The 16,571-nt window shown below is 62.7% G+C and carries 13 protein-coding genes and 2 pseudogenes; 6 read left to right on the forward strand and 9 right to left on the reverse strand.

The annotated features are described in order from the left end of the window. Positions 1-268: integrase core domain-containing protein (locus BM175_RS21660; RefSeq protein WP_139224760.1), on the forward strand; the 268-nt coding region annotated here is incomplete at its 5' end. A 239-nt stretch (positions 269-507) separates the two neighbouring features. Here BM175_RS21660 and BM175_RS21665 read toward each other — a convergent pair. From BM175_RS21665 to BM175_RS23400, 4 genes and pseudogenes are all read right to left on the reverse strand, one after another. Next, a pseudogene (locus tag BM175_RS21665) lies at positions 508-1,032 on the reverse strand (integrase core domain-containing protein); the annotation flags it as partial. A gap of 55 nt (positions 1,033-1,087) precedes the next feature. Continuing rightward, complete coding sequence (locus tag BM175_RS21670; protein WP_090966823.1) at positions 1,088-3,649, reverse strand: amidohydrolase family protein; 2,562 nt, start codon at positions 3,647-3,649, stop codon at positions 1,088-1,090. 8 nt (positions 3,650-3,657) lie between these two features. Next, positions 3,658-6,744, reverse strand: a complete 3,087-nt coding sequence (locus BM175_RS21675) for a hypothetical protein (protein WP_090966827.1) — start codon at positions 6,742-6,744, stop codon at positions 3,658-3,660. Between the two features lie 56 nt (positions 6,745-6,800). Then, positions 6,801-6,929, reverse strand: a pseudogene (locus BM175_RS23400) (transposase); the annotation flags it as partial. 69 nt (positions 6,930-6,998) lie between these two features. Between BM175_RS23400 and BM175_RS21680 the strand changes: the two are divergent. Continuing rightward, positions 6,999-7,765 (forward strand): IS5 family transposase gene (locus tag BM175_RS21680; RefSeq protein WP_090966829.1). Its coding sequence is split into 2 segments (ribosomal slippage): positions 6,999-7,332 and positions 7,332-7,765, totalling 768 coding nucleotides; the frame shifts between segments, so codons are not numbered across the junction. A gap of 68 nt (positions 7,766-7,833) precedes the next feature. Here BM175_RS21680 and BM175_RS21685 read toward each other — a convergent pair. The 3 genes from BM175_RS21685 to BM175_RS21695 all read right to left on the reverse strand — a co-directional run bounded on the left by BM175_RS21685 (position 7,834) and on the right by BM175_RS21695 (position 11,011). After that, entirely contained in the window at positions 7,834-8,799 is a 966-nt protein-coding gene (locus BM175_RS21685) for an amino acid ABC transporter permease (RefSeq protein WP_090966831.1), read from the reverse strand. Positions 8,800-8,829: 30 nt separating this feature from the next. Beyond that, positions 8,830-10,113: an NAD(P)/FAD-dependent oxidoreductase gene (locus tag BM175_RS21690; protein ID WP_090966833.1), complete on the reverse strand. Its 1,284-nt coding sequence runs from the start codon at positions 10,111-10,113 to the stop codon at positions 8,830-8,832. Positions 10,114-10,183: 70 nt separating this feature from the next. Beyond that, positions 10,184-11,011 carry a transporter substrate-binding domain-containing protein gene (locus BM175_RS21695; RefSeq protein WP_090966835.1) on the reverse strand — a complete coding sequence of 276 codons (828 nt, stop codon included), beginning with the start codon at positions 11,009-11,011 and terminating at the stop codon, positions 10,184-10,186. Between the two features lie 308 nt (positions 11,012-11,319). Here BM175_RS21695 and BM175_RS21700 point away from each other — a divergent pair, with 308 nt between their 5' ends. From BM175_RS21700 to BM175_RS21715, 4 genes are all read left to right on the forward strand, one after another. Next, positions 11,320-12,105 carry an amino acid ABC transporter ATP-binding protein gene (locus tag BM175_RS21700; protein ID WP_280141140.1) on the forward strand — a complete coding sequence of 262 codons (786 nt, stop codon included), beginning with the start codon at positions 11,320-11,322 and terminating at the stop codon, positions 12,103-12,105. 136 nt (positions 12,106-12,241) lie between these two features. Further along, positions 12,242-12,976, forward strand: a complete 735-nt coding sequence (locus BM175_RS21705; RefSeq protein ID WP_090966839.1) for a GntR family transcriptional regulator — start codon at positions 12,242-12,244, stop codon at positions 12,974-12,976. A gap of 133 nt (positions 12,977-13,109) precedes the next feature. After that, entirely contained in the window at positions 13,110-14,123 is a 1,014-nt protein-coding gene (locus BM175_RS21710) for an SIS domain-containing protein (protein WP_090966841.1), read from the forward strand. A gap of 41 nt (positions 14,124-14,164) precedes the next feature. Next, on the forward strand, positions 14,165-15,001 hold the full coding sequence (locus BM175_RS21715; RefSeq protein ID WP_090966843.1) for a PfkB family carbohydrate kinase: 837 nt from the start codon (positions 14,165-14,167) through the stop codon (positions 14,999-15,001). A gap of 348 nt (positions 15,002-15,349) precedes the next feature. On the opposite strand, the gene BM175_RS21720 is transcribed toward BM175_RS21715, so the two are convergent. Together BM175_RS21720 and BM175_RS21725 are read right to left on the reverse strand one after the other, a co-directional pair. After that, positions 15,350-16,159 (reverse strand): recombinase zinc beta ribbon domain-containing protein, encoded by an 810-nt coding sequence (locus tag BM175_RS21720; protein ID WP_280141141.1) that lies wholly within the window; start codon positions 16,157-16,159, stop codon positions 15,350-15,352. 100 nt (positions 16,160-16,259) lie between these two features. Continuing rightward, positions 16,260-16,571 (reverse strand): integrase core domain-containing protein (locus BM175_RS21725; protein ID WP_139224761.1); only part of this gene is annotated, 312 nt, incomplete at its 5' end.

Here is a 16,571-nt window from a genome sequence, read left to right on the forward strand (position 1 = left end):
CGAGCCGGGCAGCCCTTGGGAGAACGGGTACTGCGAGAGCTTCAACTCCAAGCTTCGGGACGAACTCTTGAACGGCGAGATCTTCTACAGCCTTGCGGAGGCGCGCATCGTCATCGAAGGTTGGCGTCAGCACTACAATACCAAACGCCCGCACTCGAGCCTGGGTTACCGCCCGCCGGCACCAGCCGTCGTGCCGTGGCCGGCTGCGCCACCCCAACCCGCTTCGCCGGCCATCTTAAACGTCGCCGGCAAGCCCACCATGCATTAGATTTGAACCGGGCCACCTGTTGGGAGCAGGCCAAAAGCCGCCGTTGCTGCTGACGCGCAGTAGGGGGACGAGCGGCTCGTCACCGGCATGACCCTGGATGCCACCGAGATACGTGGCATCTACCTGCAGGTCGGCGGTGAGAAGCTGATTAAAAGCAAATTCGGTCAATCTGCTCTCCAAGGGGAGTCGCACGACCTGTGTGGCGGTGGCCTGCCCCCGTTAGGTAGCCCGGTTCAAATCTAATGCATGGTTGGCTTGTCGGCGACGTTTGAGGTGACCGGCGAAGTGGGTTGGGATAGCGCAGCCGGCCAAGGCACCGCGGTGGGAGCGGGTGGACGGGAGCCCAGGCTCGAGTGTGAACGCTTGGTGTTGAAGTGCTGGCGCCAGCTCTCGATGGCGATGCGGGCCTCGACGAGGCTGTAGAAGATCTCACCGTTCAGGAGTTCATCGCGGAGCTTGGAGTTGAAGCTTTTGCAATAGCCGTTCTCCCATGGACTGCCAAGCTTGATGAACTCCGTCATCGCCCGGACCGCCGTGATCCCCTCGCTAACCGCCTTGGCGATGAACTCAAAGCCGTTGTTGGAACGGACGTGCCCTGGCACGCCGCGCAGGATAAAGAGGTCCGACAGAACGTCGATGACGTCTGCGGACTTTAGCTTTCGATCGATCCGGATGCACAGGCACTCCCGGGTGAATTCGTCGATCACGTTCAGCATGCGGAACTTGCGCCCGTCGTGGGTTCGGTCCTCCACGAAGTCATAAGATCAGACGTGGTTGTGGAACTACAGAGGTCGATATCCGGCTCAGGGGCGGCACCCCTCAAGTGTCGCGCGGTCTCTTGAAACCTACGCCGGGCGGAACGAAGCGGTGGACGCGGCCGTTGTCGTTCAGCTTCTCGAGAGTGCGGGTCGCTTCGGCCGAGGTCAGCTTAAAGCGGTGGCGCAGCACGCTCCCGATCACCGCGTACTCGTTCCTTAAGTTGGTCGCAAAGATGCCGGGGTCATCGCTGCCAACGCATATAGTAGGGCGGTTTACGATTACCGGGCCGACTAGGCCGAGCCAACGGTAAAGATGGTGCTCCGCCATCTCGTCGTAGAAACTGATGCGCAGGTTACTGGTTGGTAGGGTCTCCAGGGCCACACCGCGGTTATTGACTAGGCCTAGGACGTGGTCCTGCAAAGCCGCGAAAGCTTCAAGCGAGATTACAGCGGCGTCGATATCGACGGGGTCCATCGCGCGGGCCGGATCGAGAGCATGGCGTTGGCTGAAAAGCTCGTAAGCCGAGCCGGAGCGGGCGACTGTGTCCGCGACGAGGCGCAGCTCGGCGGCCCGGGTCTCGTCGATTGTGGTTGAGGCCATGAAGCGTGCCTCCTCCGCCACGGTCGTCGCTGTCGCTGGTCTTCCGCCCTCCTGTAGGCTGCGCTCCACGGCCCGCACCGCCAAAGGATCAAGGCGGCGCAGCTCCCAGGCGCGGTGCAGTAGGTCTGGGCTGCGTTCTGCATCATAAAGAGCGTCAGAATGGACCGCAATGAGGCTCTCCAGGCGCAGCAGGTCCCCCGCGAAGCCTCCAATAGCGGCGAGCGCCCGGTGGGCGAAGACGGCGTTATCGAGGGCCTCTAGTCGGCTCAAGACGGCGCGCGGGGCCGTACGGTCGAGCCACAAGGCGGGATCAATGCCGAGTGCTGTGGCGTGGCCGATACGGTCACCTGACTGCAGGTCGAGGAAGGCAAGCGCCTCCGCGACGGCGCGGATGCCGGACAGGAGATGCCGAAAGTCCTCCCCGACATGGAAGGTCGCTCGGGGAATGCCGGCACGGCGGACTAGGCGGAACGCCGGAGCGAAAGGCTCCGGCGGGGCGTGCAACTCGTTGGAGGCCCCATCTACGCCTTGGAGGAGGGCCCGCACCGTCGCGTTACCCTTAACGAGGGCGCACAGGATGCGGGCCTGCTCGTCGAGAGTGGCGCGCAGATCGCTGTCGCGGAAGCGCCGCGCGTAGTCGTTCCGCGCGCTGGGCAGCCGCTTGATGAAATGCGCCACGAGGAAGAGCTCGGCTTCGGGGCGCCCGATCCCGCCGCACCCCTCGCCGCCGCATGAGTGGCCGGTAAGGCAGGGCGGCGGCGGGCCCTCGAGGCGGCGTGCCTCCTTGGCGTGTGGGCAACGCCGAAACTCAAGGTAGCCCTTAACGATATCGGTGATGAGCGCGCACGTCCCAGCGGCGCTTGCCTTGGGCGCGAAGCGACCTTCAAGATGGGACAACGTCTGGAATGGCTCCCGGACATTGAGCTGGCGGAAACGGTCACCGTAGCGCCGCTCAATCCGCTCGCGCGTGCCCAATAAGGTGTACTTCTGGAACTGGTCGAAGCCGCTTTCATCGACTTGCTGCACCGCCAGACGCGCCAGCTGGGTAAGGACTAAGAGGTTGAAGTAGAGCCCCGTCCCGATCGCACGGTGGCCGGGATCACGCTTAAGAGCGGAGAGGCAGGCATAGAGGAACCCAGCCTCCTCAACGATAGGCCGGTAGGCTCGTCCCCTGAACAAAACGCGCGCTGGATGTAGGCTTAGGGCGGGCCAGCGTGGATAGGGCCAGTCCATGTCCGAGCGGCCGAACTCGGCCGCCTCGCTGAGCGCAGCGAGCCCGGTCGCGGGCCGCCCGTCCGCACGTCCAACCTCAAGATCGGAAGCGAGCTCCATAACTAGGTGGCGGCGTACCCGCCGCGCCGCGCGCAGGCGGCGGTAGATGCCATAAGGCGTGAGGCCTGGCTCTAGCTGCTCGTAGAGTTCGGCCGTGGGCTCCGGGCTCTTGCGCTCCGCGTCCTTCAGCTCGGCGTATACAGCCACCGGCGCCGCACAGGCGTCAGGCCAGAGCACGTCCAGCTCAGTCGAGCCGTTGAGATGCATATGCAATTCGTTGAGGCCCTTGCGCCTCACGATGTCCTCGAGGCCCGGGTCGACAGCGCCGATAAGCGCAGTGTCGCCGATCTCGCTCGCGAGGAATGGACGGGGATCCACACCCGGCCCCGGCCCGCGATCCTCCTCGACCAGGAAGGCGATAATGACTGCGAGCGGCGATAGGAAGGGCAAGAGTTCGTGCCATTCGCCGAACAGTTCGTAGCGCACCGCAACGAGCCCGTCGCGCCGCTCGAGATAGCGGCCGGCGAGGCTGCGCAGGACAATCCACGGCAGCTCGCTGACGTCCCTGGCATCGCCGAGTCGATGCTGTAGATAGCCCTTGTAGAAGTGATCCGGCCGCCCGATATCCGTGCGCCGCTCGGCAAGGAAGATCCGCCGACGGGTTTCAGAAATGCTCGGGACCTCACCGCTGCCGAGGAGGGTGAGGCCATACGAGTCGCTGAAGGCGCGGCGGTATATAAGGGCGGCCATAGAGGGCTCTACGTGGCGGATCCGGAGGTGTTGCGTGGTGGCTTGGAGCGATCCCGAGCGGGGGCGCCGCCGGCGGCGCCCGCTGGCGGTGACCTCAAGGCCGGCTCTACCCCAAGCGCAATGAGTGCTTCGTTGAGTTCAATACCGGCTCCAGCGATGCTTTTCTTCGTAGACGGCAGTCCCTGTAGCTGAACGGAGTTTAACAGGAAGTACAAGCCATCAAAGGTTGCCACTTGCCCATTCCGGCTGAAATTCGCCTCATACCGAGGCACTAGGCCAATTTGGTTTGACATGAAGTTCGTGTAGCGGGAAAAAATCTCTGCTGTTGCGTTTCCACGATCCGCCTTGCCGGTAATGTCATTCTCACTTCGAGCGAGGAAGTAACCCCAGAGAGGACATGAAAATATGATCCGGAAGAAGCGAACGTTCGGGTCATTCTTTTCGGATTCCACCTCATCCAGCGCCTTCAAAATCTGTAGAAATGGAAGGCTGCTTTCAATAGGATTATCAATGGCCTTCGCCCCCGGTGCTCGACCAGCTGCACGCAGCACCTCTACCCCAATGGCGTGCAGGAATGCTACTATGGCTCGATGCATCAACACGCCCAGGTAGCGTGTTCGTGTATGGACTAGCCGCGCGACGATATCCTCGAATGCGTAAGTGAAGCGGGTCCATGCTCGGGCAAGGGTAACAGGTGCAACCTCAGTTGGCTGCGACTCCAGGTGCAATGCTTCCAGCCAATGCCCAAGCATAGATGGAAGAGAAGACACATCATCGAGCTCCTCATCTCCCACGCCATTGATGTTGTCCTGCGGTCCCTCCATTTCATCGGCGTCGCCAACCTGACCCGCCTCAGACAATACACCGGGAGTCGGATAGCTCCTCGAAGCCGCCAGCATTGTGATCAGATCGCGAAGGTCGCTGAGCTTGTCATCGGGACCGCCTGTCCTCTCGATTCCGATTAGCTCGGCAACAGCTGCGATTAGACGCAGGACTGAGTACACGCCATTCTCGGCCCCCTGGCCGCTGACGAGACGCATGGCTGGGATCATTGCGACAGCGCGTGCATCAGGGTCTAGCCCAGCTCGAAGGCTGTCGAGCGTGTTAGCGAACGTTGCGATGAAACCTGCTTCCAATCCACGCCTCGACGAATACGACCAGCCAGCATCAATAAGGGCTTGGTGATATCCACGCAGCGGTGGTGGCAGTGCGGCAAGAAGCCGGTTTTGATCGGACTTATCTCCCGTCTCGACCACACTTTGGAACACGTCGCGTTTGAAGATGTCTCCACGGATGCCGTAAAGGTCAAACGCCACAGCACTGGCCTCACGCAGTCGCGAGACGCCGGGTACGACGGCGCCGCTAAGGCGGATGGCACGATCGACCTGACGACCTCGCCCCGCGTCCCAGGCAGCAAGCCGGCTGACGAACTGGGTGGCACGCTCCGTGGCGCCGGCATTGAGATGTTCCAATAGAGCGTGGAGATCAAACCGACCGGTGTCATTCGTTCGACCCTCGAATTGCTGCGCCCGAGTAGGTGTGATCTCGCCTCTATCGAGCTTTTCGCGGATCAAACAAATCCTCAAGCAGTAATCGATGGTCGCATAAGCATTCGCCCTGAACAACTCGATCAGCTGCGCCGCGATGCGGATACTCACTAGATCGCTCATCTCGTTCACGCCGCTTGGGTGAAAGCGCGAAATCGTGAGCCAAAGCCCCTTCGCAGTCAGCCATTGGCTTAGCGCTGCGAGTACGCGGCCAGGGTTCGGATCTTGAAGGTCGTACTCAGCCAGATCAAAGGTCATCAAACCTGCTGAGGCGACATGGCTAAGCGCGGCAAGCGCCTGCGCGCGCGTATCGTCGGTCAGCCCAGTTGATTTGGCATCATGGCAGAGCTCCCACGCTCCGGAAACCACCTGCAGCCCACTGCGCAAAGGTAATCTCAGCAACGTTGATCGGATCAGCGCACGGTCCTTGCCCGCACGAATTCCAAGCAGGCGCCGGGCGTAACGTTGCATGAAGATGGTCTCACGCACCGTTACGCCGGGATCGGACTGCGATGCCTTGAATGAGATACCCGGGTAATCGGCATAGTGGAGCAACGGCCTCAGCGTGACTCTGTTTTCCGGACGCACAATTTTAACAAGGTACTGGTCCTGCAGAAGATCGACCATGTTGACTATTTGGTCGACGTAGGAGCGAGCCCCCTCCACCTTCTGCTCGATATCGAAGAACTTACTGCTGATTTGCTTCCACTGCTGCTGGCGCACCACAAGGTTGCAGAGCCGCAGGTCGCCCGCCATGATCACCTTCAGGCGGGGCGTCGCGAAATATTTGCGCAGCGCCTCTAGAACCGGCCAACCGCGATCGAAGGAGGTGTCGACATCGTCGATAGCGAGGACGAAGGCGTCCGCGCCGAGGAAGCTGCACGCCGTCTCGACAAAGCGGTGGAAGGCGCGCTCGAACGCGCCGGCGCTGCGCGCCTTGTCCAGACCCCGATCCAGAACGTAGTCGGCGTCCGCCCAGTCCTTGTCGAAGAGCTCGCTGTCACCGATTCCGTCGAGCAGGGGCAGACCGGTGGCGAGCTCGCGCAGAACCCGCTTAAAGTCCTCGTATGCCCCCCTCATGGCCGACTCGTCGAGCCTATAGGCCCGCTTCACCGCGACCTCGATTTTCTCGACCACCATCACGACGATGTTTTGCTTAGTCTCGATCAGAGTCGGGTCGACAATGCCGAGGGGGTAGAGGATGGCGATCTTATCCTCACCCATGCCTTGGGGCAGCACCTTTCGGTACTCCTCGCGTCCTTGCTGGAGCAGTCGCAAGATGTCTGTGAGGAAGGTCGTCTTGCCGTCGCCGCGGCGCGCGCTCACCAGAATGGTGTCATGACGGCGATGGGCCATGACGTCCAAGGCAAGCGGCCGGCGGTTATACAAGTCGTCGCGTTCTGCCCTTCCTTGAGGTTTGGCGACAAGCTTGAGCATAGCCTGTTCTAAGGCGTCGTAGCGGATGCTGCTCTCGACTGTTCCGCCCGCCTTCCCTGTCCTGGGCTCCCCGGAACCAGCCCAGTCCAGGTCAATTTCGATTCGCTCCACCGCAGCCCCTCCCGGTTGTCTCGACAGGCACGATATGCGCGGGAGCTTAGCGGGTGAAGCGCAGTGTTGATCGATTGCTCGAAAGAGACGGCATAGACCGGCTCGAGCGGCCGGCGCTGCTAGGCGGCAACCTCGTCCAGAACGGCGTCGGTAACGGCCGAGATCAGGTCCGGCGAGACGTCGACCCTTTAGGGTCAGGACCCATTGATTTGAGGCGATCCGTCTGATTCAGGCTCCGTCCTGGGAGACTGGATATGAGCGACCTGTACTGGCTGACGGATGAGCAGATGGAGCGGTTACGGCCGTTCTTTCCCAAGAGCAATGGCAGACCACGTGTCGACGACCAGCGGGTTCTCAGCGGCATCATCTTCGTCAACCGCAACGGCCTGCGCTGGCGTGATGCGCCGAAGGACTACGGACATGCGAAGACGCTATACAATCGTTGGAAACGTTGGAAACGTTGGAGCGAAGCGGGCGTCTTTGTCCGAATGATGGAAGGTCTGGCAGCAGTCGGCGCCGATCCCAGGACCGTCATGATCGATGCGACCTACCTGAAGGCCCATCGCACGGCATCGAGCCTGGCGGTCAAAAAGGGGGTCTCGGTCGCCTGATCGGCCGCACAAAGGGCGGCATGAACACCAAGCTCCATGCCGTCGCCGATGCGAACGGTCGCCCGCTCAGCTTCTTCCTGACCGCTGGGCAGGTCAGCGACTACACTGGGGCAGCGGCCCTACTGGATGAGTTGCCAAAGGCGCAATGGCTGCTCGGTGACCGCGGCTACGACGCCGACTGGTTCCGGGACGTTCTGACAGCGAAGGGCATCAAGCCCTGCATTCCAGGGCGGAAGTCGCGCAACGCGCCAGTGCGCCACGACAAGCGCCGCTACCGGCGACGCAATCGCATCGAGATCATGTTCGGCCGCCTCAAGGACTGGCGGCGTGTCGCGACCCGCTACGACCGCTGTCCAACCGTCTTCTTCTCCGCCATCGCACTGGCTGCCACCGTTCTATTCTGGCTCTGAGCTATGAGGCCTGACCCTAGTTCGCCGCTCAGGCCCCCGAACGAAGCTTGCGTTTCAGTTTCTTTTACCTACCGGCGAAGCGACCGGCTGAAATGGCGTTCCAGACGCGCCTGCCCGTATTCCAGCACCATCGACAGCAGCCAGTAGATCATCGACGCGGTGATCAGCATCTCGATGTGCCGGAACTCCGTCTGGCCCTGCGTGCGCGCTAGGTACATGATCTCCCAGATGCCCATCACCGAGACGAGCGAGCTGTCCTTCAGCATGGCGATGAACTGGTTGCCGGTCGGCGGCACGATGATGCGCATGGCCTGGGGCAAGATGATCTTGCGCATGATTTGCGTGCGCTTGAGACCCAGCGCCTCCGACGCTTCCCACTGGCCGCGCGGGATGCTTTCGATGCCGGCGCGGAAGATCTCGGTCATGTATGCGCCGTAGCAGAGCGACAAGGCGGCGATGCCGGCCGGGACCGGCCCGACGACATAACCGAGTTGCGGCAGCCCGAGGTAGATGATGTAGATCTGCATAAGGAGCGGCAGGCCGCGAAACAGCGACGTGTAGAAGCTCGCCAAGCCAAAGGCGATCCCGTTGGGCGAAAGCTTGGCAATCGCCCCCACCAGCGCGATGGCCGAGGCGATCACGATCGAGATGGCCGAGATGTAGAGCGTCGTGGTGACGCCCTGCGTGATCAGGAAGCCTATCTTTCTCGCGATAAAGGCGAAGCTCAGATCGAACGAGTAGAAGAATGCGAGCAGCAGGACGATGAGTTCGCTCCAGATAACGACAACCTGTGCGGAGCGTCCGAGCCGATTGATGACGAGGACGTTCAGGACGACCAGCGCGGCGATCACGGCGGCGCCGATCCAGGGTCCGACTCCGCCTTCGACATCCGACCCGGTGGCCCATGCGATCCAGCCACGGCCGACCCCCATCCGTTCGAAGAGCACAGCCAGAACGGCAAAGCTTCCCAGGATCCAGAGCCAGCGCCCCGGAACAGGACGCGGCGGCGTGCGGGTGGGGAGAACGATCGACATGATGGTGCGTGCTTTCTAAAGAAGGGTCGCTCAGGCTGCCTTGCGCTCGCGCCACCAGTCCGATGCCTGGAGGCTCCAATAGGTCAGTTGCACGGCGAGCATGCCGAGCGGACCTCCGGTCCAATCCAGGCCGAACGGCCGGAACGCGTCGATGCGTCGGGTTTCGCCTGCGATCGCCTCGGCGACGACGCGACCGCCGATCGCGGTCGTGTTGAGGCCGTGGCCGCCGAAGGCCGTGCAGTACCAGACATGGGGGCGCCACTGCCCGATCTGCGGCATCTTGTGGCGCGCGTATGACATGAGTCCGGACCAGGCGAGCTCCACCCGAAGGTCGTGGAGCTGGGGATAGGTCGAGACCATAGACTGGCGCAGCAGCTTGCCGAGTTCGCGCGGTTCGCTCCTGCGCGTCGTGATCTTGCCGCCCCAGAGAATGCGCCGGCCGTCGTCCACGAGGCGGTAATAGTCGCCCGCCCGCCGGTTGTCGCCGATGGCGGCACGGGTGCGGATCGCCTTGGCGATGACTTCGGGCGCATCTTCGGTCAGAAGCACGTAGGTCGCGATCGGCAGGAAGCTGCGTTGGAGCGCGGGCAGCATCTGGCGGGTGTATCCGCCGCCGCAGAAGACGACGTCGCGCGCCCGAACGCTCGCCTCGCTCGTGCGCACGCGCTTCTCGGGCGCCTCCAGTTCGGTCGCCACCACCGCGCTTTTCTCGCACACGGTTCCGCCCAGCCTCTCAATCTCCCGGGCAAGGCCCAAGGCGTATTCGAGCGGATGGATGTGGAAGGCGTTGGGGTCGAGAAGCCCCTGGAAATACCGGGGCGAAACGAGACGTTCTTGTAGCTCCGGACGCGACAGGACGTCCGTGGAGTAGCCGAAGCGCTTCTCCAGCCGGTCCCGCGTGCGGTGCAGCTCCGCCTCGCCGTCATATCGCAAGGCGCCGATGATTCCGGGTTCGGGGCGCACGCCATCCAGTTGAAGGACGGCGATGTTGTCGGCGACCATCCGCATGCCTTCGATCGACATGCGGTGGAGTTCGTCCGCCACCTCCTCGCCCACGACCGAAACGATCACGTCGCGCCCGTTGGCATAGCCGGGGCTGACGAAGCCGCCGTTTCGCCCCGACGCGCCCCAGCCGATCCGCTCGGCCTCAAGAAGGACGACCGAGCGCCCACGCCGCGAGAGCTCGAGTGCCGCGGTCAGCCCCGCGAGGCCCCCGCCCACGATGCAGACGTCGCATTCCAAGTCCCGATCGAGCCGGGCGAAGGCCGCCTCGCTCGTCAAGGTCCGCTTGTAGAACGTGTCGATGTAGGACATGCGCAGGCCTCGATGACGGCGGAGCCCCGCTGGAAGCGACGAGGCTCCGGTTTCATGCGTTAAGGGCGGTTCAGTCGGCGCTGTAGTCCTTGCCGTACCACTTGGTGGTGAGCGCCGAGAGCGTGCCGTCCTTCTTCATCTCGCCGACGATGTCGCCGACCTTCTTGGTCCATTCCGGATCGCCCTTGTCGGCCACCACCACCAGCGGCTCGCGGAAGGCGTAATCGCCCGGCACGATCTTTAGCGGGTAGTTGCTCTTGATGGCCTGGAGCACCGTCTGCTCGGGCGCGATCACTGCATCAACACGGAGCCCGTCGCCGAGCCGCAGATCGTCGAACGGCAGCATCGAGTTGGCATAGGTGCGCACCTCGCCCGGCTTCACGTCGTACTGCACGGGCGCAAGATCGGGCGCGTCGATCTGGAGCTGGCCCCGGATATAGTCCTCGGACGTCGTGCCGGTCTCGACGCCGATGACCTTGCCATTGAGATCGGCGCGGCTTTGGGCCTTGGAGTCCTTGTGCACGGCGAAGACATAGGGGCTGTAGTAGTAGATGGCTGGAAAATCGATCACCTGCGCGCGCGCCTTGGTCGGCGTCACCGAACCGACCGCCAGATCGAAGCGCCCGTTCCAATGGCCACCCGTCAGCACCTGCCACTCGGGCGTCGCGAACGTCACAGTCGCGCCCAGCCGCTTGCCGATCTCGTTCGCGACGTCGACGTCGAAGCCGACCAGTTCGTTGCTGTCGTTGAGGAAGCTCTGCGGAGGCCAGCCGCTGTTGGTGGCCACGTTCATCTCGCCCGATTTCGTGACCCGGTCGAGGGTGGCTCCGGCCTGCGCGGCGAACGTTGCGGCTAGGAAAGCAGCGACGCTGGCAGCGGCGAGCATGCGCGTGGACATGGTGACAGTTCCTCCCTCGATCGGTTGAGCGGTCGTCTCCTAGCCTCTCGATAGACCGAGTGGCACCTGTTGATAGACGTCCGACGAGCTCGAAGCTCGCATTGGTTCGGGAGCCTGTCAATTAGCAATCACCCTAACCACAAACACTGAAAACCATCGTCGCAATGCAGCAAATGCAGGCGATTGGCGTCTTGATGAAGAGGTAGGCCAGCTGAGTTGACAAGCGATCCCAAAGGCGATCAACTTGTCAGACGACTTTCAGAGAGCGGAGCCCTGCTCCTTCCCGAATGGTGAACCGGAGATCGCTCGTGACATCCGACGTGCAGCATTGCCCCGCGCGGCGGGCTTCCCACCCACGGGGCAGGCCAGCCATCGAGATTCGAGGTCTCGACAAGTTTTTCGGCCGGTTCCAGGTCCTGAACGGGATCGACCTGGACGTCGCGCCGGGCGAGCGGATCGTCATCTGCGGCCCCTCGGGTTCTGGCAAATCCACGTTGATCCGATGCATCAACGGCCTGGAAACCCATGAGGGAGGCCGGATCGTGGTGGAGGGCGTCCAGTTGACTGGCGACCCGGAACCGATCGGGCGCGTTCGGCGCGAGGTTGGAATGGTGTTCCAGGCGTTCAACCTGTTTCCGCACCTGACAATCCTGGAGAACTGCACGCTGGCGCCCCGCATGGTGCGAGGCCAGTCCGCCCGGCAGGCGTATGACATCGCGATGCATTATCTCGAGCGTGTCCGGATTCCCGAGCAGGCCGGGAAGTTTCCCGCCCAGCTTTCCGGAGGGCAGCAACAGCGCGTGGCGATCGCTCGGGCCCTGTGCATGAACCCGCGTATCATGCTGTTCGATGAGCCGACGTCCGCGCTTGATCCGGAAATGGTGAAGGAGGTGCTCGACACGCTGGTGGAACTCGCCGAGCAGGGCATGACCATGCTGTGCGTCACGCATGAGATGGGGTTTGCGCGACAGGTCGCCGACCGGGTCGTCTTCATGGACCAAGGACGCATCGTTGAGGAAGGCGCGCCAGCCGAATTCTTCGACCGCCCTTGCCAGGACCGGACGCGCGCCTTTCTGGCGCAGGTTCTCCATTGAGATCACACTCGGCCGGCAGCCGCCTATCGAATGCGGCCTGCTCAAGACTTATGATGGGCGAACCGCTTGGAAGACGCCGATGGTGCATATGACGAATGGGCTCGACGCGGGACGATTGAGGGGTAGGACGGTCGACATGGCGCGCAGCAATCCAAAGAAGCCCTCCGCGGTCGACCAGATCCACCTCGGCCTGCTCGACCTCATCCAGCGAAGCGCGCTGGCGCCGGGCGACAAGCTGCCCAGCGAAGACCAGCTGACCCAGCGCTTCGACTGCTCGCGCCCGACCCTGCGGGAGGCGTTGAAGATCTTGGAACAGGACGGCATCATCGAGACGCAGCATGGCCGCGGGCGTTTTCTCACGGCCGCGGCGTCCTTAATGGTGGAGCGCCCCATCACCTGCTTCGAAAGCGTGTCCACCATGATGCGCGGGCTCGGCTACAAGCCAACCAGCAGCCTGATCAGCGTTCTGGCGACACCGGCCGGAGCGATGGTCGCCAACGCCCTTCAATGCAGCCCGTCCACCGCCGTCGCACGTGTCGAGCGACTGCGTTTCCACGAGCGTAAGGCATTGGTCTATTCCTTGAACTTCCTGCGGATCGACGACCTGCCGACGGGCGGACTGGAAGCCATCGACTGGACGGGTTCCGTCGTGGAACTCCTGCGCGGCCGGGGGAAGGAACCCGTCATGTCGACGGCTGCGGTCTCGGCGGTGATGCTGCCGCGCGATGTCTCGGAGGACCATCACCTCGCCGATTTCGGCGCGGCCCTGCTGATCACCGAAACCTGCTTCACCAACCGGGGCGAGGCCGTCCTGTTTGCGCAGGACTATCATCGCGGCGACGCCTTCAGTTTCAGCTTCGCCAGACGGTGACGCGGCGGAGCTCCGCGCCCGGCCGGAGCCCGGCGCTTTCATCCTTCCTCCGCGGCTTCTTCGTTTCGGCAGGACCCGCCTCCCGCAACTTGTAAGACGTCTATGGACTAGATCTTCAAAGGAACCCACGAGAATGTTCAACTTCGATCAAGATCGCTACGTACGAATCCAAACGGGCGCGATGAACCAGGCCGAGGGCCTGCATGAGGCGATCGGACGGGCCTTAGCGGACGGCGCCGACAACTTGATCTTCCTCGGTTCGGGCGGCGCCGGCATCCTCATGCAACCCGCCGTTCAATTGCTACAGCGCCGGTCCCGTTTCGCCGTTTCGCTGGAGTTGCCGGCCGAGATCGTCGCAGCGGGTTCGGTGCGGCTCGGGCCGACGTCCCTCGTGGTGATCCCCTCCCTTTCAGGGACAACGAAGGAAAGCATCGCGGCGCTTCGCTATAGCAAGGAGCAAAACGCGCGCGTCATCACCCTTGTTGGACATGCCGCGACGCCGCTCGGCCAGGAGGCGGACGAGGCCTTCGCCAACTTCGCCGAGGACGACACCTCATGCGAATCCTTCTATCTCCAGTCCCTGCTCCTCGCCTTGTCGTTGATGCATCACCGCGGCGAGTTCGACGACTACGACGGAGCCGTCGCCGAGCTCCGGCGCCTGCCCCAGCTTCTGGTCGAGGCGAAGCGGGCGTTCGAGCCGCGGGCCGAGGCGTTCGCTGAGACGATCCGCCATGAGGGCTATCATATCGTCACCGGAGCCGGGAATGTTTGGCCGGAAGCCTTCTACTATGGCATGTGCATCCTGGAGGAGATGCAGTGGATCCGCACGCGCCCGGTGCATGCGTCGGACTTCTTCCACGGCACGCTGGAGCTGCTGGAGAAGGGGGTCAGCGTGATCCTCTTCAAAGGCGAGGACGAGTGCCGCCCGCTTGCCGAACGGGTGGAGCAGTTCGCGCCGCGTTACACCGACCGGTTCCACGTCTTCGACACCGCGGAATGCGAACTGCCCGGCATCTCGCCCGCGGTCCGGGGCTTGATCTCCCCTGCGATCCTGTCCGCGCTGTTCGAGCGCGTCAGCGCTCATCTCGAGCACAAACGCGACCATCCCCTCACCACGCGTCGCTACTACAAGCAGGTCGCATACTGACCGATGCGATCGACAGCGCCTGCGGGACGGGAGACTTGCAGATGACGGCCGCCTTCGATGTCGCCACGGTGGGTGACAACTGTATCGATCGCTACTCGGCGCCGATCCTGCGATCCTGCGTCGGTGGCAATGCGGTCAACGTGGCGGTCCATCTGGCCCGAGCGGGTCTCAAGGTCGCCTATTTCGGGGCCGTCGGAGACGACGCGGCCGGGCGGCGAACGATCGCGACCTTATGCGAATGCGGGGTCGATACGACCTATGTCCGCACGGTCGCCGATCGTCCAACCGCTTACACCGAGATCACCGTCCTGCCCAACGGCGACCGGCAGTTCGCCTTCGAGGAATTCGGTGCCTGCAAGGGCTATCGGCCGTCCCCCGACGAAGCGGCCGTCCTCACCTCGATGCGGCACGTCCATCTTGGATGGATCGACGACAGGGGGGCGTTGAAACGCCTTCTGATCGACGCAGGCGTTGCCGTTTCGCAGGACCTGACGGTGAACTCGCCGGACGGCACGGTGGATTTCTCGGCCCGTGGTCTTGCGATCGCGTTCCGGTCCGCCGGTGAAACCGCTGGGAACCACAACACCCAGCTGGCGGAGATGCTGCATGACGGTGCTCGGCTTGCTGTTATCACCCGCGGCAAGAGCGGCAGCATAGCCTCGAACGGGATGCAAGCGGCGGAAGCCGGTGTGCAACCCGTCGAAGTGCTGGAAACCTTGGGAGCCGGCGATACGTTCATCGCCGCCTTCATCGCCGCCAGCCTGCGCGACCAACCTTTGGACCTGTGCCTCCGAGCCGGTCGAGATGCCGCAGCCGTCACCTGCACGCACCTGGGAGGCTTCCCCCAGGCGCCTTTCGTCGATCCGCCCGAGGCATGAACTCAGCGCCCGGAAGTTGAGACGATGACGTCGTCACCTAAAGCCTTCGCTCGGCCTGCCTTGATCCAGTGGCACGCTTGAAAACCAAACGCATCGGGGGCTGGGACACAACAACCAAGCCCAACGGCGCGCCGCAAGCCAAGCCCCGGAGCTGGCCGATCCAATACTTTGGATGGGAGGCCGTCACTGCAAATGCGTTTGGGGTGCGGGCATGAATGGCGACGCATTCCCGCTTGAACATTCATAATAAGCCAAGCGTCGTGGGGAGCTCGGCCTCCACAATTAAGTCGCCACCGTCCGGGCGCATTCTTTGGATCGCTCGCGCAAACTGGCGTTGGGAGAGGTCAACTACGCCTTCATTTTCATCGCTATCTCAATGACATACGTGTTCGCAGTTTTGTTCTGACTGGCGCGCCATTCCTGAATACCAATGGGCACTTTGGTGTCCTTCCTATCATCGATCATAACCTGCTCACGCAGGACGTTTTTCCAACCCGTTATGATCAACCTCTCATCATCCACGATCACGCGGTTAACGACGGATCGTAGATAGCTTTTGCGAAACGGCACGTCGCCGTTGCGAATGCGATCTCGCATGAAGTTGGCGAAGGCAACGACGCGCTCCGGTGTAATTTCAACCTGAGAGCCAATTCGCCGTCGAATACGGTCTACGCCGGCAAGAGCGATATTCAGGTCGCGCTGTGCGCTCCGCATACGCTCGGCAAATTCTGGATCATCCAGGTCGGCCATACCACGTCCAGCCAACCCCATCAGTCGATCAACTCTCATCCTCGCATCGGCGAGTTCGGCTTCACAGCGAAGAATCTCGGTGCTGTCAGCCTCCCTGGTACGGCGCTCGGTCTCTGTGGACTCGAGGATGCTAGCGAGGCGGTCCGGTTGGAAGGCGTGAGTGATCATTGCCTCCGTGACGGCGTGGTCGATTTTTTCCATCCGATGCGAGCACCCTGCACAGGCGGTTGCGCCACGGGCCTGCCGGTTGGCGCAAGCGTAGTAGCGATACTGACCGGATTTACCGGTTCGCATGGTGAGCGCTGACTCACACTTTGCACACGACAGAAGACCCGTGAGGAGAATGGGACCTGCAACGACTTGCTGTGCAGCGATTTTCGGGGTCCGGCTTCGCAACAGGGCCTGCACGGCTTCGAAATGCCTTGCGTCGATTATCGCCGGGCAAGCGAGTTTGATATGCTCGTGCTCAGGCCGTTGGCCTGCGTCCAACAGGTGGCCCGGTTCAAATCTAATGCATGGTGGGCTTGCCGGCGACGTTTAAGATGGCCGGCGAAGCGGGTTGGGGTGGCGCAGCCGGCCACGGCACGACGGCTGGTGCCGGCGGGCGGTAACCCAGGCTCGAGTGCGGGCGTTTGGTATTGTAGTGCTGACGCCAACCTTCGATGACGATGCGCGCCTCCACAAGGCTGTAGAAGATCTCGCCGTTCAAGAGTTCGTCCCGAAGCTTGGAGTTGAAGCTCTCGCAGTACCCGTTCTCCCAAGGGCTGCCCGGCTCGATGAATGCGGTCCTGGCGCCGACCGCCGTGATCCACTCGCGAAC

The organism is Aureimonas phyllosphaerae (genome assembly GCF_900113065.1).
Classification (GTDB): Bacteria; Pseudomonadota; Alphaproteobacteria; order Rhizobiales; family Rhizobiaceae; genus Aureimonas; species Aureimonas phyllosphaerae.